We start from the raw sequence: 18,703 nt of genomic DNA, 5'->3' as shown, positions 1-18,703 counted from the left end.
CGAACAGTGGGGCTACGTCGGTGCTAAATCACGTCAGCGCTGGCTGTTTTACGCGTATGACAGGATACGGAGGAGGGTTGTGGCGCACGTCTTCGGTGAACGCACTCTGGCCACACTGGAGCGTCTTCTGAGCCTGCTGTCGGCCTTTGAGGTCGTGGTATGGATGACGGATGGCTGGCCGCTGTATGAATCACGCCTGAAGGGAAAGCTGCACGTTATCAGCAAGCGTTACACTCAGCGCATTGAGCGACATAATCTGAATCTGAGACAACATCTGGCAAGGCTGGGACGGAAGTCACTGTCGTTCTCAAAATCGGTGGAGCTGCATGACAAGGTCATCGGGCATTATCTGAACATAAAACACTATCAGTAAGTTGGAGTCATTACCAAAAAATAATTGATGATAATTTTGCCATAGTCATAGAATCTTTGGGCTTTGCGCTTAAAATCTATGGAGGGGATGAACGTTTTCGTAATGGTTCCTCTGTTGTTTTGGAGGATGAAGATTACTCTCTTATTTATAATTTTCTGGTTAATGCAGGTTGCCAACAAGTCGAATTAGCCGAACAAGTGGATGCGATAGTAAGTGCGAATCTGGCCGTAGATAGTGATATTACCGAAGAGGAGATTTGCGAGAAATATAAATCAACCATTGAGGCGTTTAAAAAAGAGCAACTAGCGTTACCAGTATGAGTTCGGTGTAAGAGCTCAGAGACCTAATTCCCCTATCCCATAGATAACGATAGGGGAAAATTATTTTTGCAGAATTTATGTTATTGCCATTATTTGAGCAACTTTTGCAGCAGGTCCATCACTTGCTGCACCTCTTCCTGTGTGAGCGCCCCGTCTTTGGCCCATTGCACGCGACCATCCTTATCCAGCACCACTACAGCGGAACTTTCTTCATCCAGCTGCCAGGCACCGCGCGCGACGCCATTGCTATCGACAATAAACTGCGACCAGGGATAAAGCTTTTTATTACTCTCCAGACTGCTGCGCACAAACATGCCGGAACCCGGAATTGCGTCGTCGGTGTTAACAATGGTGGTGGTCTGGTAACGATCGTGCGGTAACTTTGCTGATTTAATCGCTTCAATCAGCGTCGCGTTTTTCTCTTTTGCAGAGGTGCGACCAGCAATATGTTGCAGTACTCGCACTTTTCCCACTAACTGCGCGCTGTTCCAGGTTTTGTAGCTAAACTGATCTTTATCAAGCACCAACTCGCCCCGATCGGTAATGCCAATCGGCGGCACTCGCTGACCGGTTTCGAACTGATGTGCGGAAGCCATCATCGGCAACAGCAGGCAGGTGAGTGCCAGAATCTTGCGTAGGGTCATGGTGTTTCCTTCTTATGATATGCAGGTGATCCGACCACTTGGATCTGAGTTTTAATCATATGTGCTATTTATCGAATTTCCCGCAAGTGTGATGCCAGTTTGCGGTCAAGCGCACAAATCATATGAAAAATGAATGCTTATACTGAAGACCGCGCTTCGGTAAAAAGATAATTCTGAATAATTGTAACCTTTAGGTAAAAAAAGTTATACGCGGTGGAAACATTGCCCGGATAGTCTATAGTCACTAAGCATTAAAATTTGCGTCTCATAATAGTTGGGCCGATTGTGGCACCGCACAGGCGTAATACTCAGCAGGAGATAACAATGAAAATTTTCCAACGGTACAACCCACTTCAGGTGGCGAAGTACGTAAAGATCCTGTTCCGTGGACGGTTATACATCAAGGACGTTGGCGCTTTTGAATTTGATAAGGGTAAGATTCTTATCCCAAAAGTGAAGGATAAGCTGCATTTGTCAGTGATGTCCGAAGTTAACCGTCAGGTTATGCGTCTGCAAACAGAGATGGCTTAACCAAAGTGCTATGCAGTAATAAGACGCTCCTGATTCAGGAGCCGTTGATGTTTCTGGGGGTTACGCGACGCTTTCTTCTTTATCTTTAGCGTCAGGCAGTTTTGGCGAAAGGGCGGTGGCCTTGCTGTCGATCCGGGTCACCAGCAGCTGGTCGATGCGGTAGTTATCGATATCCACCACTTCAAATTTGTAGCCGGCGAATTTCACCGAATCGGTGCGTTTCGGGATCTTACGCAGCATAAACATCATAAAGCCGCCGATGGTTTCGTAGTTGCCCGACTGCGGGAACTCGTCAATATCCAGCACGCGCATGACGTCGTCAATTGGGGTGCCGCCGTCAATCAGCCATGAGTTCTCATCACGGGCGACAATCTGCTCTTCCAGCCCCTGACCGACCAGATCGCCCATCAGCGTGGTCATCACGTCGTTGAGGGTGATGATCCCCACCACCAGCGCGTACTCGTTCATGATCACCGCGAAGTCTTCACCTGCGGTTTTAAAACTTTCCAACGCCTCTGAAAGGGTTAACGTATCCGGCACAATCAGCGTGTTGCGAATTTGTACGCCGCTGTTCAGTGCCAGGCTTTGGTTAGCCAGCACGCGGTTCAGCAGGTCTTTAGAATCGACATAACCGATGATGTGGTCAATATCTTCATTACAGACGAGGAACTTAGAGTGCGGATGTTCCGCCACCTTATTCTTCAGGCTTTGCTCATCTTCGTGGAGATCAAACCAAATCACGTTTTCACGCGGTGTCATTGAAGACGGAACGGTACGGGATTCCAGCTCAAAGACGTTTTCAATCAGCTCGTGTTCCTGTTTACGTAACACGCCCGCCAGCGCACCGGCTTCCACTACCGCGTAGATGTCATCAGAAGTGATGTCATCTTTACGTACCATTGGCAGTTTGAAAATACGGAAGATCATGTTCGCCAGGCCGTTGAAGAACCACACCAGCGGGGTGCAAACGTACAGGCAGAAGCGCATCGGGTTGATGATACGCAAAGCCACCGCTTCTGGCGCAATCATACCGATGCGTTTCGGGGTTAAATCCGCAAACAGGATAAACATGCCAGTCACTAACGAGAAAGAGAGAATAAAGCTCAGTTGCTCAGAGAGCTCTGCCGACATATAGCGGGAGAACAGGCTGTGAAAAGCTGGAGAAAATGCCGCATCACCGACGATACCGCCGAGAATCGCCACTGCGTTCAGACCGATTTGGACCACGGTAAAGAACATGCCGGGATTTTCCTGCATATTCAGAACGCGTTGGGCATTTATATTGCCTTCATCAGCCAGCAGTTTAAGTTTGATTTTGCGTGAGGCGGCAAGCGAGATCTCGGACATCGAGAAGAACGCACTTACAGCGATCAAGCAGAGTATGACTAAAATACTGTTTAACATATCTTATCCGACCTTTCAGGCCAGATCCTCGGAAGGGAAAGTTGATTAATTTGTGTGAAATACACATTGAAAGCCGATTCGAAGAAAGTGAACCGGCATTTTCAGTGGCTAGTATAGCGTAAGGTACTGTAAAGTCGCCAGAGGGTTAAAATTCAGACTGCTGATAAATGCAATACTGCCTGATGCGCTATGCCGATCAGGCCTACGCAGTCCTTGCAATATATTGAATTTGGACGATTTTGTAGGCCTGGTAAGTCGTTTAAGCCGCATCAGGCATAGACAAAGAGCACTTTATCAACAAACTACATTTGTACCCGTAACGCTATGCTTCCGGCGGCAGACAGACGCCAATTCCGCCAATTCCACAGTAACCATATGGGTTTTTATGCAGATATTGCTGGTGGTCATCTTCGGCATAATAAAACGGTGTGGCGTTAGCGATTTCCGTGGTGATGTGACGATCGTCATCGGCGGCAAGCATCGCCGCCTGAAAACGTTCCAGACTGGCGCGAGCTGCGGCATCCTGTTCTGGGGTCAGCGGATAAATCGCTGAACGATACTGCGTGCCGTGGTCATTGCCCTGACGCATTCCCTGGGCGGGATCGTGATTCTCCCAAAATACCTGTAGCAACTGCTCATAGCTGATGACGGAAGGATCGTAAACAATGCGTACCGCTTCGGCATGACCCGTATCACCGGAGCACACTTCCCGATAAGTCGGATTTGGCGTATAGCCGCCGGTATAGCCTGCGGCGGTGCTGTAAACGCCGGGTAACTGCCAGAACAGACTCTCCACACCCCAGAAACAACCCATCGCAAAAATGGCAATCTCCATTCCGTCAGGTACATTGGTCATTGAGTGACCGTTGACCGCATGCAGCGTGGCTACGGGCATCGGGGTGTTACGTCCAGGCAGGGCATCGGCGGGGGAAACCAGATGCTTTTTATCAAATAAACTCATGGTGTCGCTCTCCCGAAAATCGGTCATTGGGGTTAAGGTTGTAACAAGAGGCGTATTTGCACACAATAACCACCGTGAATAGGTCTAAAGTAAAACATAAGAAATATTTGGGGTTTAGTCTGCTTTTTAATCCATATTACTGGATTTTTGTTAAGCCGTTTAACGGCGTTCCAGGGGCAGGAAAAAAGGATATTCAGGAGAAAATGTGCGCTATATCCGACAGTTATGCTGTGTAAGCTTACTCTGCTTAAGCGGATCTGCCGTCGCCGCGAACGTCCGTCTACAGGTCGAGGGGTTATCGGGACAGCTGGAAAAGAACGTTCGTGCGCAGCTTTCTACGATTGAAAGTGATGAAGTGACGCCAGACCGCCGCTTTCGCGCACGCGTCGATGATGCCATCCGTGAAGGTCTGAAAGCGCTGGGTTATTACCAGCCGACCATTGAATTTGATCTCCGTCCACCGCCAAAGAAAGGGCGGCAGGTATTGATCGCCAAAGTCACGCCAGGTGTGCCGGTGTTAATTGGCGGCACCGATGTGGTATTGCGCGGCGGCGCGCGGACCGATAAAGACTATTTGAAATTGCTCGATACTCGCCCGGCTATTGGTACTGTACTGAACCAGGGCGATTATGAAAATTTCAAAAAGTCCTTAACCAGTATTGCGTTGCGTAAAGGTTATTTCGATAGCGAATTTACCAAAGCGCAGCTGGGCATTGCGCTCGGCCTGCATAAAGCCTTCTGGGATATTGATTATAACAGTGGCGAACGTTACCGCTTTGGGCATGTGACCTTTGAAGGATCACAAATCCGCGATGAATACCTGCAAAATCTGGTGCCGTTTAAAGAGGGCGATGAGTATGAATCGAAAGATCTGGCGGAACTGAACCGCCGACTTTCTGCTACCGGCTGGTTTAACTCGGTGGTGGTGGCTCCACAATTTGATAAAGCGCGCGAAACGAAAGTATTACCATTGACGGGCGTGGTTTCGCCGCGAACAGAAAACACCATCGAAACCGGGGTCGGTTACTCTACGGACGTGGGACCGCGCGTGAAAGCGACGTGGAAAAAGCCGTGGATGAACTCATACGGTCACAGTTTGACCACCAGTACCAGTATTTCCGCGCCGGAACAGACCCTCGACTTCAGCTATAAAATGCCGCTGCTGAAGAATCCACTGGAACAATATTATTTGGTGCAGGGCGGTTTTAAGCGCACTGACCTGAACGATACCGAATCTGACTCCACTACGCTGGTGGCTTCTCGCTACTGGGATCTCTCCAGCGGCTGGCAGCGTGCCATTAACCTGCGCTGGAGTCTCGACCACTTTACTCAGGGTGAAATTACCAACACCACGATGCTGTTTTATCCTGGGGTGATGATTAGCCGCACGCGTTCTCGTGGTGGCCTGATGCCAACCTGGGGCGACTCGCAACGCTACTCTATCGACTACTCCAACACGGCCTGGGGCTCAGATGTCGATTTCTCCGTTTTCCAGGCGCAGAACGTCTGGATCCGCACACTGTACGATCGCCATCGTTTCGTTACACGCGGCACGCTGGGCTGGATTGAAACCGGTGATTTCGACAAAGTACCGCCGGATCTGCGTTTTTTCGCCGGGGGCGATCGCAGTATTCGCGGCTACAAATACAAATCTATCGCCCCGAAATACGCCAACGGTGACCTGAAAGGGGCCTCGAAGTTGATAACCGGATCGCTGGAATACCAGTACAACGTGACCGGAAAATGGTGGGGCGCGGTGTTTGTCGATAGTGGCGAAGCGGTAAGCGATATTCGCCGCAGCGACTTTAAAACCGGTACCGGGGTCGGCGTGCGCTGGGAATCGCCGGTCGGGCCAATCAAACTCGATTTGCCGTACCGGTCGCGGATAAAGACGAACACGGGTTACAGTTTTACATCGGTCTGGGGCCAGAATTATGAGTTTATGGAAAAAAATCAGCCTCGGCGTGGTTATCGTTATCTTACTGTTGCTGGGATCGGTGGCGTTTCTGGTGGGCACCACCAGCGGCCTGCATCTTGTATTTAAAGCGGCGGATCGCTGGGTGCCAGGACTGGATATTGGCAAGGTCACCGGCGGCTGGCGCGATCTCACCTTGTCTGACGTTCGTTATGAGCAGCCAGGCGTGGCGGTAAAAGCGGGTAATCTGCATCTGGCGGTCGGTCTTGAGTGCCTGTGGAACAGTAGCGTTTGTATTAATGACCTGGCGCTGAAAGACATTCAGGTCAACATCGACAGTAAAAAAATGCCTCCTTCTGAACAGGTTGAAGAAGAGGAAGATAGCGGTCCGCTGGATCTCTCCACGCCGTATCCCATCACCCTGACACGGGTGGCGCTGGACAACGTCAACATCAAGATTGATGACACCACGGTGTCGGTGATGGACTTCACCTCCGGCCTGAACTGGCAGGAGAAAACCCTGACCCTGAAACCGACGTCGCTGAAAGGCCTGCTGATTGCTCTGCCGAAAGTGGCGGAAGTGGCGCAGGAAGAAGTGGTCGAACCGAAAATTGAAAATCCGCAGCCGGATGAAAAGCCGCTCGGCGAAACGCTGAAAGATCTCTTTTCTCGCTCGGTATTGCCGGAAATGACCGACTTGCATTTGCCGCTTAACCTGAACATTGAAGAGTTTAAAGGCGAGCAGTTACGCGTGACGGGCGACACGGACATCACCGTGCGCACCATGCTGCTGAAAGTGAGCAGCATTGACGGCAATACTAAACTGGACGCCCTGGATATCGATTCCAACCAGGGGATCGTCAACGCCAGCGGCACGGCGCAGCTGTCAGACAACTGGCCGGTGGATATCACCCTCAACAGCACACTGAACGTGGAGCCGTTGAAAGGTGAAAAAGTGAAGCTAAAAGTGGGCGGCGCGCTGCGCGAACAGCTGGAGATTGGCGTTAATCTTTCCGGTCCGGTGGATATGGATTTACGCGCCCAGACGCGACTGGCGGAAGCCGGATTGCCGCTCAACGTGGAAGTGAACAGCAAACAGCTTTACTGGCCGTTCACTGGTGAGAAGCAGTATCAGGCGGATGATCTGAAACTGAAACTTACCGGCAAAATGACCGATTACACGCTCTCTATGCGTACGGCAGTGAAGGGACAGGAGATCCCGCCAGCCACCATTACCCTTGATGCCAAAGGTAATGAACAGCAGGTCAATCTCGACAAACTCACCGTCGCGGCGCTGGAAGGGAAAACTGAACTCAAGGCGTTGCTCGACTGGCAGCAGGCCATTAGTTGGCGCGGTGAGCTAACGCTTAATGGCATTAACACCGCCAAAGAGTTCCCGGAGTGGCCGTCGAAACTCAATGGCTTGATTAAAACCCGCGGTAGCCTGTACGGCGGCACCTGGCAGATGGAGGTGCCAGAACTGAAGCTGACCGGTAACGTCAAACAGAACAAAGTGAACGTTGACGGCACGCTGAAAGGCAACAGTTATATGCAGTGGATGATCCCTGGGCTTCATCTGGAACTGGGGCCAAACAGTGCCGAAGTGAAAGGCGAGCTGGGGGTAAAAGATCTCAATCTTGATGCCACCATCAACGCGCCGGGGCTGGATAACGCGCTGCCGGGGCTTGGCGGTACAGCGAAAGGGCTGGTGAAAGTACGCGGCACGGTGGAAGCGCCACAACTACTGGCAGATATCACCGCGCGCGGCCTGCGCTGGCAGGAACTTTCCGTGACGCAGGTTCGCGTGGAAGGCGACATTAAATCCACCGATCAGATCGCCGGGAAACTCGACGTACGCGTTGAGCAAATTTCGCAGCCGGATGTAAATATCAACCTCGTCACCCTGAATGCCAAAGGCAGCGAAAAGCAGCACGAGCTACAGTTGCGGATTCAGGGCGAGCCTGTCTCCGGGCAGCTTAATCTGGCAGGAAGTTTTGATCGCAAAGAAGAACGCTGGAAGGGAACTCTTAGCAATACCCGCTTCCAGACGCTGGTCGGCCCGTGGTCGCTGACCCGCGATATTGCGCTGGATTACCGCAATAAGGAGCAAAAAATCAGCATCGGGCCACACTGCTGGCTTAACCCGAATGCGGAACTGTGCGTGCCGCAAACTATCGATGCGGGGGCCGAAGGGCGTGCGGTGGTGAATCTCAACCGCTTCGACTTCGCCATGCTGAAACCGTTTATGCCAGAAACCACTCAGGCCAGCGGTATCTTCACGGGTAAAGCGGATGTTGCCTGGGACACCACGAAAGAGGGGCTGCCGCAGGGCAGTATCACCCTTTCGGGGCGTAACGTGCAGGTAACGCAAACCGTCAACGATGCGGCGCTGCCGGTGGCGTTTCAGACACTGAATCTGACGGCGGAATTGCGTAACAACCGTGCCGAATTGGGCTGGACCATCCGCCTGACCAATAACGGCCAGTTTGATGGACAGGTGCTGGTGACCGATCCGCAAGGCCGCCGTAATCTTGGTGGCAACGTCAATATCCGTAACTTCAACCTTGCGATGATAAACCCCATCTTTACTCGTGGGGAAAAAGCAGCGGGGATGGTGAGTGCCAACTTGCGTCTGGATGGTGATGTGCAAAGCCCGCAGTTGTTTGGTCAGCTTCAGGTTACGGGTGTGGATATCGACGGCAACTTTATGCCGTTTGATATGCAGCCGAGCCAGCTTGCGGTCAACTTTAACGGTATGCGCTCGACGCTTGCCGGTACAGTACGGACCCAGCAGGGTGAAATCTACCTGAACGGTGATGCCGACTGGAGCCAAATTGAAAACTGGCGGGCACGAGTAACGGCGAAAGGCAGTAAAGTGCGGATCACCGTGCCGCCGATGGTACGAATGGATGTATCGCCAGATGTTGTATTCGAGGCTACACCAAACCTGTTTACCCTCGATGGTCGCGTGGATGTCCCGTGGGCGCGCATCGTGGTGCACGATCTGCCGGAAAGCGCAGTAGGCGTCTCCAGCGATGTGGTGATGCTTAACGATAACCTGCAACCGGAAGAGCCGAAAACGGCGTCGATTCCGATTAACAGTAACCTGATTGTCCACGTTGGCAACAATGTGCGCATTGACGCCTTTGGCCTGAAAGCGCGGCTGACGGGCGATCTTAACGTCGTTCAGGACAAACAAGGGCTGGGCCTGAACGGGCAGATCAACATCCCTGAAGGGCGCTTCCATGCCTATGGTCAGGATCTGATTGTGCGTAAGGGTGAGCTACTGTTCTCTGGTCCGCCAGATCAACCGTATCTTAATATTGAAGCTATTCGTAACCCGGATGCTACAGAAGACGACGTAATCGCCGGAGTTCGCGTCACTGGTCTGGCGGACGAACCGAAAGCGGAGATCTTCTCTGACCCGGCGATGTCGCAACAAGCTGCATTGTCTTATTTGCTACGTGGACAAGGGCTGGAGAGCGATCAGAGCGACAGTGCGGCAATGACCTCGATGCTGATTGGTCTGGGGGTTGCGCAAAGTGGCCAGATTGTGGGTAAAATCGGCGAGACGTTTGGCGTAAGCAATTTAGCGCTCGACACCCAGGGAGTAGGCGACTCCTCCCAGGTAGTGGTCAGCGGCTATGTATTGCCAGGTCTGCAAGTGAAATACGGCGTGGGTATATTTGACTCTATAGCAACACTCACGTTACGTTATCGCCTGATGCCTAAGCTATATCTGGAAGCCGTGTCTGGTGTAGACCAGGCACTGGATTTGCTCTATCAGTTCGAGTTTTAGCAATGCGAATATTTGTCTACGGCAGTTTACGCCACAAACAAGGCAACAGTCACTGGATGACCAATGCCCAGTTACTGGGCGATTTCAGTATCGATAACTACCAGTTGTATAGCCTGGGCCACTATCCAGGCGCAGTTCCGGGGAACGGAACGGTACACGGTGAAGTTTATCGTATTGACAACGCCACGCTGGCCGAACTTGATGCCTTGCGCACCAGGGGCGGTGAATACGCGCGCCAGTTGATTCAGACGCCGTACGGGAGTGCATGGATGTACGTTTATCAACGACCCGTCGAGGGATTAAAGCTAATTGAAAGCGGCGACTGGTTAGACAGGGATAAGTAATAATAAAAGCACGCCACCTTCGGGTGGCGTTGTTTTATGCGATGTATCTCGCGATTTTTTTTTGTAACTTTTCCATCTTTTGCTTTTCTCTCCGAGCCGCTTTCCATATCTGCAATCGCATAAAAAACTCTGCTGGCGTTCACAAATGTGCAGGGGTAAAACGGGGGCACGCTTTGAACGGTGAGTATGAGTGAGGTCGGCTAACTTCCAGCAAGTGGCTATGAACAGCAAAATGGTGGTCGGGTTTGCTTGTTCTTACCGTTCAAGCCTTGCAACCGCTGAGAATAATGATGGTGGAATAGAGAGTTTATTTATCGCGGGCATAAAAAAACCCTTACTAACCGAAGCCCGGCGTTCAGGGTTATTGCGCTAGAAGAACTTATTTATTCTTTGCGCGCTCGAAGGAAGCAACGATTTCAGCTTTAGCGGCTTCTGCGTTTTCCCAACCTTCAACTTTCACCCACTTGCCTTTTTCGAGGTCTTTGTAGTGCTCGAAGAAGTGAGCGATTTGCGCTTTCAGCAGTTCAGGCAGATCGTTTACGTCTTTAATGTGATCGTATTCTTTGCTCAGCTTGCTGTGCGGAACCGCAACCAGTTTCGCATCTTCACCGGCTTCGTCGGTCATTTTCAGAACGCCAACCGGACGGCAACGGATCACAGAACCAGGCTGCAGCGGGTACGGAGTCGGGACCAGTACGTCAACCGGGTCACCGTCCAGAGACAGGGTGTGGTTGATGTAACCGTAGTTGCACGGATAGAACATCGCGGTGGACATGAAGCGGTCAACGAACAGTGCGCCGCTCTCTTTGTCGATTTCGTATTTGATCGGATCTGCGTTAGCCGGGATCTCAATAACAACGTAGATGTCTTCCGGCAGATCTTTACCCGCAGGGACGTTGAGTAAGCTCATGTCTGTTTCCTTTAAAAATATGTGGCAAACAAGTGCCGAGTATTATAGCCAACTCGCGCCGAATGTCTTTGCTTGTTTTCGTCTTCATTTTCCTTTTTCGCCAGTTTTAAGACGGTATACAGAGCAGGAAAATCCATAACCGTAGCCGCATTTTTCATAGTGAGATGAAAGCGATTACAAACTTGTGATTAACGTTTTATTTACTTTTTTGAAGTGTGATGTAACGCAATCCGTTACATAACGAATTGTCTATAGTTTTTTCGCGAACATCTTTTCACCAATAATAATTACCCCGACGAGGACAACCCTATGTGGAAACGCTTACTTGTAGTCTCTGCAGTCTCGGCAGCCATGTCGTCTATGGCGTTGGCCGCTCCATTAACCGTAGGATTTTCGCAGGTCGGATCGGAATCCGGCTGGCGCGCCGCAGAAACCAATGTGGCGAAAAGTGAGGCCGAAAAACGCGGAATTACGTTGAAAATTGCCGATGGTCAGCAAAAGCAGGAAAACCAGATTAAAGCGGTACGTTCCTTCGTTGCACAAGGGGTGGATGCGATCTTTATCGCTCCAGTGGTTGCGACGGGTTGGGAACCGGTATTAAAAGAGGCGAAAGATGCCGAAATCCCGGTCTTCTTGCTCGACCGTTCCATCGATGTGAAAGACAAATCTCTCTATATGACCACCGTTACTGCCGACAACATCCTCGAAGGTAAGTTGATCGGTGACTGGCTGGTAAAAGAAGTGAATGGCAAACCATGCAACGTGGTGGAGCTGCAGGGCACCGTTGGGGCCAGCGTCGCCATTGACCGTAAGAAAGGCTTTGCCGAAGCCATTAAGAATGCGCCAAATATCAAAATTATCCGCTCGCAGTCAGGTGACTTCACCCGCAGTAAAGGCAAAGAAGTCATGGAGAGCTTTATCAAAGCGGAAAACAACGGCAAAAACATCTGCATGGTTTACGCCCATAACGACGACATGGTGATTGGTGCAATTCAGGCAATTAAAGAAGCGGGCCTGAAACCGGGCAAAGATATTCTGACAGGTTCTATCGATGGCGTACCGGATATCTACAAAGCGATGATTGATGGCGAAGCGAACGCCAGTGTTGAACTGACGCCGAATATGGCGGGACCCGCTTTTGACGCGCTGGAGAAATACAAAAAAGACGGCACCATGCCTGAAAAGCTGACGTTAACCAAATCCACCCTTTACCTGCCTGATACCGCAAAAGAAGAGTTAGAGAAGAAGAAAAATATGGGGTATTGAGGGTTGCTATGCCTGATGCCGATTCGTAGGCCGGATAAGGCGCTCGCGCCGCATCCGGCGATGGTGCACTGAAGCCTGATGCGACGCTTACCGCGTCTTATCATGCCTACTGGGAGCACGCTTTACACCGGGGGAAACCATGACGACAGACCAACACCAGGAAATCCTCCGCACCGAAGGATTAAGTAAATTTTTCCCCGGCGTCAAAGCGTTAGACAACGTTGATTTCAGCCTGCGCCGTGGCGAAATCATGGCGCTGCTCGGTGAAAACGGGGCGGGAAAATCAACGCTAATCAAAGCATTAACTGGTGTATACCACGCCGATCGCGGCACCATCTGGCTGGAAGGCCAGGTTATCTCACCGAAAAATACCGCCCACGCGCAACAACTCGGCATTGGCACCGTCTATCAGGAAGTCAACCTGCTACCCAATATGTCGGTCGCTGATAATCTATTTATAGGCCGCGAACCCAAACGCTTCGGCCTTCTACGCCGCAAAGAGATGGAAAAGCGCGCCACCGAACTGATGGCATCTTACGGTTTCTCCCTCGACGTGCGCGAACCGCTCAACCGCTTTTCAGTCGCGATGCAGCAAATCGTCGCCATTTGCCGGGCTATCGATCTCTCCGCCAAAGTGCTGATCCTCGATGAACCCACCGCCAGCCTCGACACCTAGGAAGTGGAGCTATTATTTGGCCTGATGCGTCAGTTGCGCGATCGCGGCGTCAGCCTGATCTTTGTCACTCACTTTCTCGATCAGATCTATCAGGTCAGCGATCGGATCACCGTTTTACGCAACGGCAGTTTCGTAGGCTGTCGGGAAACGCGCGAGCTACCGCAGATCGAACTGGTAAAAATGATGCTGGGGCGCGAGCTGGATACCCACGCGCTACAGCGTGCCGGGCGAACATTGTTGAGCGACAAACCCGTTGCCGCGTTCAAAAATTACGGCAAAAAAGGAACGATAGCACCGTTTGATCTCGAAGTGCGCCCCGGCGAGATCGTCGGCCTGGCAGGCTTGCTGGGATCCGGACGTACCGAAACCGCCGAAGTGATCTTCGGTATCAAACCTGCTGACAGCGGCACGGCGTTGATCAAAGGCAAACCGCAAAACCTGCGATCGCCACATCAGGCTTCGGTACTGGGCATCGGCTTCTGCCCGGAAGACAGGAAAACCGATGGCATCATCGCTGCCGCCTCGGTGCGGGAAAATATCATCCTCGCTCTCCAGGCCCAGCGCGGCTGGCTACGACCCATTTCCCGCAAAGAGCAGCAAGAGATTGCCGAACGCTTTATCCGCCAGCTTGGCATTCGCACACCTTCAACTGAACAACCGATTGAATTTCTCTCCGGCGGCAATCAGCAAAAAGTGTTGCTTTCACGTTGGCTACTGACCCGACCGCAATTTCTGATCCTCGATGAGCCAACCCGTGGCATTGATGTTGGTGCCCACGCCGAGATCATCCGCCTGATTGAAACGCTATGCGCCGATGGTCTGGCGCTGCTGGTGATCTCCTCCGAACTGGAAGAACTGGTGGGCTATGCCGACCGGGTGATCATCATGCTCGATCGCAAACAGGTGGCGGAGATCCGGCTGGCAGAGCTTTCCGTTCCGGCTATCATGAACGCCATTGCGGCGTAAGGAGAACAGTGTGATGCCTCAATCTCTTCCGGACACCACTACGCCAAAAAGGCGCTTTCGCTGGCCGACGGGGATGCCGCAGCTGGTAGCACTATTGCTGGTGCTGCTGGTCGACAGCCTGGTAGCCCCGCATTTCTGGCAGGTAGTGCTTCAGGATGGGCGTTTGTTCGGTAGCCCCATAGACATTCTTAACCGTGCAGCCCCCGTTGCGTTACTGGCGATTGGTATGACGCTGGTGATCGCCACCGGTGGGATTGATCTCTCCGTAGGGGCGGTGATGGCTATCGCCGGAGCCACAACGGCTGCGATGACGGTCGCGGAAGTCAGCCTGCCGATTGTTTTGTTAAGCGCCCTGGGCACCGGCATCCTGGCGGGATTGTGGAACGGCATACTGGTAGCGATCCTCAAAATTCAGCCATTTGTCGCCACCCTGATCCTGATGGTCGCCGGGCGCGGCGTGGCGCAACTGATCACCTCCGGACAGATCGTCACGTTTAACTCGCCGGATCTCTCATGGTTTGGCAGTGGATCGCTGTTGTTCCTGCCAACGGCAGTCATTATTGCGGTACTGACGCTTCTCCTGTTCTGGCTGTTGACCCGCAAAACGGCACTGGGGATGTTTATCGAAGCCGTTGGTATCAACATTCGGGCGGCAAAAAATGCCGGGGTAAACACGCGGATCATCGTCATGCTCACTTATGTGTTGAGCGGGCTGTGTGCGGCGATTGCGGGCATTATCGTGGCGGCGGATATTCGCGGTGCCGATGCCAACAACGCCGGATTATGGCTGGAGCTGGACGCCATTCTCGCGGTGGTGATTGGCGGCGGATCGCTGATGGGCGGGCGCTTTAACCTGCTGCTCTCGGTAGTGGGGGCGCTGATTATTCAGGGGATGAACACCGGAATTTTGCTTTCGGGCTTTCCACCGGAGATGAACCAGGTGGTGAAAGCGGTGGTGGTGCTTTGCGTGCTGATTGTCCAGTCGCAACGCTTTATCAGTCTGATTAAAGGAGTACGTAGCCGTGATAAAACGTAATTTGCCACTGATGATCACCATCGGCGTCTTTGTGCTGGGCTATTTCTACTGCCTGACGCAGTTTCCCGGTTTTGCTTCCACAAGAGTGATCTGCAATATCCTGACCGATAACGCTTTTCTGGGGATTATTGCCGTTGGTATGACCTTTGTGATCCTCTCTGGCGGTATCGATCTCTCCGTCGGTTCGGTGATCGCCTTTACTGGCGTGTTTCTGGCAAAAGTGGTTGGCGATTTCGGCCTCTCGCCGCTGCTGGCGTTTCCGCTAGTGCTGGTGATGGGCTGTGCCTTCGGCGCATTTATGGGGCTTCTGATCGACGCCCTGAAGATCCCGGCATTTATCATTACGCTTGCGGGGATGTTCTTTTTGCGCGGCGTCAGCTATCTCGTTTCGGAAGAGTCGATTCCGATAAACCATCCCATTTATGACACGCTCTCAAGCCTTGCGTGGAAAATCCCCGGCGGCGGTCACCTTAGTGCGATGGGGCTGTTGATGCTGGTGGTGGTTATCGGTATTTTCCTTGCGCATCGTACCCGTTTTGGCAATCAGGTGTACGCTATTGGCGGCAACGCGACGTCGGCGAACCTGATGGGGATTTCTACTCGCAGCACCACTATTCGCATTTATATGCTCTCCACCGGACTGGCAACACTGGCGGGGATTGTCTTCTCGATTTATACCCAGGCCGGATATGCACTGGCGGGCGTAGGTGTGGAACTGGACGCCATCGCGTCGGTGGTGATTGGCGGTACGTTGTTAAGTGGTGGCGTCGGGACGGTGCTTGGGACGCTTTTTGGCGTGGCAATTCAGGGACTGATCCAGACTTACATCAACTTTGACGGCACGCTGAGTTCCTGGTGGACGAAAATCGCCATCGGTATTTTGTTGTTTATTTTTATAGCATTACAGCGTGGGTTAACGGTGCTGTGGGAGAATCGTCAGAGTTCGCCAGTGACAAGAGTCAACATTGCGCAGCGATAAAAATGCCTCTCCGTGTGGAGAGCGCAGGAGATTACGCGTCCGGGAACTCACGGATAAAGCGTTCGACATCTTCAACCATATGGTCGTTGCCGACAAAGAACGAACGGCGCTGGTGCAGAGTTTCCGGGATGATATCCAGAATACGCTCTTTGCCATCGCTCGCTTTACCGCCCGCTTGTTCCGCCAGGAATGCCATCGGGTTGCACTCATAAAGCAAACGCAGTTTGCCGTCCGGGTGGCTGGCGGTGCTTGGGTAGAGATAAATACCGCCTTTCAGCAGGTTACGGTGGAAATCCGCAACCAGTGAACCGATATAACGTGAGGTATACGGGCGGTTGGTGGATTTATCTTCTTCCTGGCAGAATTTAATGTACTTCTTCACCCCGTTCGGAAACTTAATGTAGTTTCCTTCGTTGATGGAGTAGGTTTTGCCTTTCTCCGGGAAGCGCATCCGTTCCTGGCACAGGCAGAAAACGCCCAGCGAAGGATCGTAAGTAAAGGCGTGAACACCGCATCCGGTGGTGTAAACCAGCATGGTAGAGGAGCCGTATACCACGTAACCTGCCGCAACCTGTTTGTTACCAGGCTGGAGGAAATCTTCTTCCGTTACCGGCGTGCCGACGGGCGTAACTCGGCGGTAGATGGAGAAAATGGTACCGACAGAGACGTTAACATCGATGTTGGACGAGCCATCCAGTGGGTCCATCAGCACCACGTATTTTGCATGTTCACAGCCTTCAAAGACAACAATCTCATCTTCTTCTTCAGAGGCAATGCCTGCAACGATATCGCGTGCTTTCAGTGCGGCTTTCAGTTTTTCATTAGCGAACAAGTCGAGTTTTTGCTGAACCTCGCCCTGCACGTTCTCAGCACCGCTGGCACCCAGGATATCAACCAGTCCTGCTTTGTTGATATCGCGATGGATAATCTTGGCGCCCAGTTTTATTGCCGACAGCAAAGCAGTGAGCTCACCGGTAGCATGAGAAAACTCGTGCTGCTTTTCGACAATAAATTCACCTAACGTTTTCATAAAACTTTCCCTGCAATGTTTATGGAGTAAAGCGACCGCAACAATCTTAACAAATAATCTCAATGTTGCGCTCAGGTGAATCGCGCCAGCAAATTACGGATTATCCTGAAATGCGTTTCTCACTTGCCCGACATATGCGTAAAATGAGCGGCAGATTAAAAAAGGATAGTGACGTATGCGCATTCATATTTTAGGAATTTGTGGCACGTTTATGGGCGGTCTGGCGATGCTGGCGCGCCAGTTAGGCCATGAAGTAACGGGTTCGGACGCCAATGTGTATCCGCCGATGAGCACCTTACTTGAGAAGCAAGGCATTGAACTGATTCAGGGTTACGATGCCAGCCAGCTCGATCCGCAGCCGGATCTGGTGATTATTGGCAACGCCATGACCCGTGGAAATCCGTGTGTGGAAGCGGTACTGGAAAAAAACATCCCTTATATGTCAGGTCCACAGTGGCTGCACGATTTTGTGCTGCGCGACCGCTGGGTGCTGGCCGTTGCCGGTACACACGGCAAAACCACCACCGCGGGAATGGCGACCTGGATTCTGGAACAGTGTGGTTACAAACCGGGATTTGTGATCGGCGGTGTGCCGGGGAACTTTGAGGTTTCGGCGCGTCTGGGCGAAAGCGACTTCTTTGTTATCGAAGCGGATGAGTACGACTGCGCCTTCTTCGACAAACGCTCTAAATTTGTCCATTACTGCCCGCGTACGCTGATCCTTAACAACCTTGAGTTCGATCACGCCGATATCTTTGACGACCTGAAAGCGATCCAGAAACAGTTCCACCATCTGGTGCGTATCGTTCCGGGGCAGGGCCGTATTATCTGGCCGGAAAATGACATCAACCTGAAACAGACCATGGCGATGGGCTGCTGGAGCGAGCAGGAGCTGGTGGGTGAGCAGGGGCACTGGCAGGCGAAAAAGCTGACCACCGATGCTTCCGAATGGGAAGTCTTGCTGGATGGCGAAAAAGTGGGCGAAGTGAAATGGTCGCTGGTAGGCGAACATAATATGCATAATGGCCTGATGGCGATTGCGGCGGCCCGCCATGTTGGCGTAGCGCCGGCAGATACCGCTAACGCGCTGGGTTCGTTTATTAATGCTCGTCGCCGTCTGGAGTTGCGTGGTGAAGCGAATGGCGTCACGGTATATGACGATTTTGCCCATCACCCGACGGCGATTCTGGCAACGCTGGCGGCGCTGCGTGGCAAAGTTGGTGGTACAGCGCGCATTATTGCTGTGCTGGAACCGCGCTCGAATACCATGAAAATGGGGATCTGCAAAGACGATTTGGCACCTTCATTAGGTCGTGCCGATGAAGTCTTCCTGCTGCAACCGGCGCATATTCCGTGGCAGGTGGCAGAAGTGGCAGAAGCCTGCGTTCAGCCTGCACACTGGAGTGGCGATGTGGATACGCTGGCAGATATGGTGGTGAAAACCGCTCAGCCTGGCGACCATATTCTGGTGATGAGCAACGGCGGTTTTGGTGGGATCCATCAGAAACTGCTGGATGGTCTGGCGAAGAAGGCGGAAGCTGCGCAGTAA

General features: G+C 52.2%; 12 protein-coding genes and 4 pseudogenes. 11 read left to right on the top strand and 5 right to left on the bottom strand.

Features of this window, described 5'->3' with window-relative positions; all coding sequences use genetic code 11:
• Together BFF42_RS04400 and BFF42_RS04395 are read left to right on the top strand one after the other, a co-directional pair.
• Positions 1-373: pseudogene (locus BFF42_RS04400) on the top strand (IS1-like element IS1X2 family transposase); the annotation flags it as partial.
• A gap of 2 nt (positions 374-375) precedes the next feature.
• A pseudogene (locus BFF42_RS04395) lies at positions 376-693 on the top strand (hypothetical protein); the annotation flags it as partial.
• Between the two features lie 89 nt (positions 694-782).
• Here the strand turns inward: BFF42_RS04395 and BFF42_RS04390 are convergent.
• Positions 783-1,337 carry a YtfJ family protein gene (locus BFF42_RS04390; protein WP_000175287.1) on the bottom strand — a complete coding sequence of 185 codons (555 nt, stop codon included), beginning with the start codon at positions 1,335-1,337 and terminating at the stop codon, positions 783-785.
• A 324-nt stretch (positions 1,338-1,661) separates the two neighbouring features.
• Here BFF42_RS04390 and BFF42_RS04385 point away from each other — a divergent pair, with 324 nt between their 5' ends.
• On the top strand, positions 1,662-1,868 hold the full coding sequence (locus tag BFF42_RS04385) for a DUF1107 domain-containing protein (RefSeq protein WP_000689228.1): 207 nt from the start codon (positions 1,662-1,664) through the stop codon (positions 1,866-1,868).
• A 60-nt stretch (positions 1,869-1,928) separates the two neighbouring features.
• Here the strand turns inward: BFF42_RS04385 and paeA are convergent, their stop codons facing one another.
• Complete coding sequence (paeA, locus tag BFF42_RS04380; RefSeq protein WP_000935042.1) at positions 1,929-3,272, bottom strand: polyamine export protein PaeA; 1,344 nt, start codon at positions 3,270-3,272, stop codon at positions 1,929-1,931.
• 322 nt (positions 3,273-3,594) lie between these two features.
• Complete coding sequence (gene msrA, locus BFF42_RS04375; RefSeq protein WP_012421249.1) at positions 3,595-4,233, bottom strand: peptide-methionine (S)-S-oxide reductase MsrA; 639 nt, start codon at positions 4,231-4,233, stop codon at positions 3,595-3,597.
• Positions 4,234-4,438: 205 nt separating this feature from the next.
• Between msrA and tamA the strand changes: the two are divergent.
• The 3 genes and pseudogenes from tamA to BFF42_RS04360 all read left to right on the top strand — a co-directional run bounded on the left by tamA (position 4,439) and on the right by BFF42_RS04360 (position 10,291).
• A pseudogene (gene tamA, locus BFF42_RS04370) lies at positions 4,439-6,171 on the top strand (autotransporter assembly complex protein TamA).
• Positions 6,168-9,947, top strand: coding sequence for an autotransporter assembly complex protein TamB (gene tamB / locus BFF42_RS04365; protein ID WP_000060916.1), 3,780 nt, complete (start codon positions 6,168-6,170; stop codon positions 9,945-9,947). Before tamA ends, tamB begins: the two are co-directional and overlap by 4 nt.
• Positions 9,948-9,949: 2 nt before the next feature.
• Complete coding sequence (locus BFF42_RS04360; protein WP_001219164.1) at positions 9,950-10,291, top strand: gamma-glutamylcyclotransferase family protein; 342 nt, start codon at positions 9,950-9,952, stop codon at positions 10,289-10,291.
• Positions 10,292-10,670: 379 nt separating this feature from the next.
• On the opposite strand, the gene ppa is transcribed toward BFF42_RS04360, so the two are convergent.
• Positions 10,671-11,201, bottom strand: coding sequence for an inorganic diphosphatase (gene ppa / locus BFF42_RS04355; RefSeq protein WP_000055075.1), 531 nt, complete (start codon positions 11,199-11,201; stop codon positions 10,671-10,673).
• 309 nt (positions 11,202-11,510) lie between these two features.
• On the opposite strand from ppa, the gene ytfQ reads away from it, so the two are divergent.
• The 4 genes and pseudogenes from ytfQ (at position 11,511) to yjfF (ending at position 16,124) form a co-directional block, all read left to right on the top strand.
• Positions 11,511-12,467 (top strand): galactofuranose ABC transporter substrate-binding protein YtfQ, encoded by a 957-nt coding sequence (ytfQ, locus tag BFF42_RS04350; RefSeq protein ID WP_000265933.1) that lies wholly within the window; start codon positions 11,511-11,513, stop codon positions 12,465-12,467.
• Between the two features lie 139 nt (positions 12,468-12,606).
• Positions 12,607-14,109 (top strand): annotated as a pseudogene (gene ytfR / locus BFF42_RS04345) (galactofuranose ABC transporter, ATP-binding protein YtfR).
• Positions 14,110-14,122: 13 nt separating this feature from the next.
• The gene (gene ytfT / locus BFF42_RS04340; protein ID WP_024258715.1) at positions 14,123-15,145 is read left to right on the top strand and encodes a galactofuranose ABC transporter, ATP-binding protein YtfT; all 1,023 of its coding nucleotides are present in this window, start codon (positions 14,123-14,125) and stop codon (positions 15,143-15,145) included.
• Positions 15,132-16,124 (top strand): galactofuranose ABC transporter, permease protein YjfF, encoded by a 993-nt coding sequence (yjfF, locus tag BFF42_RS04335; protein ID WP_000595983.1) that lies wholly within the window; start codon positions 15,132-15,134, stop codon positions 16,122-16,124. The genes ytfT and yjfF overlap by 14 nt, the downstream gene beginning before the upstream one ends.
• A 31-nt stretch (positions 16,125-16,155) precedes the next feature.
• On the opposite strand, the gene fbp is transcribed toward yjfF, so the two are convergent.
• Positions 16,156-17,154 carry a class 1 fructose-bisphosphatase gene (gene fbp / locus BFF42_RS04330; protein ID WP_000853753.1) on the bottom strand — a complete coding sequence of 333 codons (999 nt, stop codon included), beginning with the start codon at positions 17,152-17,154 and terminating at the stop codon, positions 16,156-16,158.
• Positions 17,155-17,329: 175 nt separating this feature from the next.
• On the opposite strand from fbp, the gene mpl reads away from it, so the two are divergent.
• Positions 17,330-18,703, top strand: coding sequence for a UDP-N-acetylmuramate:L-alanyl-gamma-D-glutamyl-meso-diaminopimelate ligase (gene mpl, locus BFF42_RS04325; protein WP_001219799.1), 1,374 nt, complete (start codon positions 17,330-17,332; stop codon positions 18,701-18,703).

Source organism: Shigella sp. FC1661 (genome assembly GCF_001712525.1).
Lineage (GTDB): Bacteria > Pseudomonadota > Gammaproteobacteria > Enterobacterales > Enterobacteriaceae > Escherichia > Escherichia coli.
Note: the sequence above shows the minus strand (reverse complement) of the source record. Positions and strands in the feature narration are given on the sequence as shown.

Excerpts from the sequence above, each read along its gene's own strand:
- BFF42_RS04390 (WP_000175287.1), bottom strand. The coding sequence starts at position 1,337 with ATGACCCTACGCAAGATTCTGGCACTCACCTGCCTGCTGTTGCCGATG.
- BFF42_RS04385 (WP_000689228.1), top strand. The coding sequence starts at position 1,662 with ATGAAAATTTTCCAACGGTACAACCCACTTCAGGTGGCGAAGTACGTA.
- paeA (WP_000935042.1), bottom strand. The coding sequence starts at position 3,272 with ATGTTAAACAGTATTTTAGTCATACTCTGCTTGATCGCTGTAAGTGCG.
- msrA (WP_012421249.1), bottom strand. The coding sequence starts at position 4,233 with ATGAGTTTATTTGATAAAAAGCATCTGGTTTCCCCCGCCGATGCCCTG.
- tamB (WP_000060916.1), top strand. The coding sequence starts at position 6,168 with ATGAGTTTATGGAAAAAAATCAGCCTCGGCGTGGTTATCGTTATCTTA.
- BFF42_RS04360 (WP_001219164.1), top strand. The coding sequence starts at position 9,950 with ATGCGAATATTTGTCTACGGCAGTTTACGCCACAAACAAGGCAACAGT.
- ppa (WP_000055075.1), bottom strand. The coding sequence starts at position 11,201 with ATGAGCTTACTCAACGTCCCTGCGGGTAAAGATCTGCCGGAAGACATC.
- ytfQ (WP_000265933.1), top strand. The coding sequence starts at position 11,511 with ATGTGGAAACGCTTACTTGTAGTCTCTGCAGTCTCGGCAGCCATGTCG.
- ytfT (WP_024258715.1), top strand. The coding sequence starts at position 14,123 with ATGCCTCAATCTCTTCCGGACACCACTACGCCAAAAAGGCGCTTTCGC.
- fbp (WP_000853753.1), bottom strand. The coding sequence starts at position 17,154 with ATGAAAACGTTAGGTGAATTTATTGTCGAAAAGCAGCACGAGTTTTCT.
- mpl (WP_001219799.1), top strand. The coding sequence starts at position 17,330 with ATGCGCATTCATATTTTAGGAATTTGTGGCACGTTTATGGGCGGTCTG.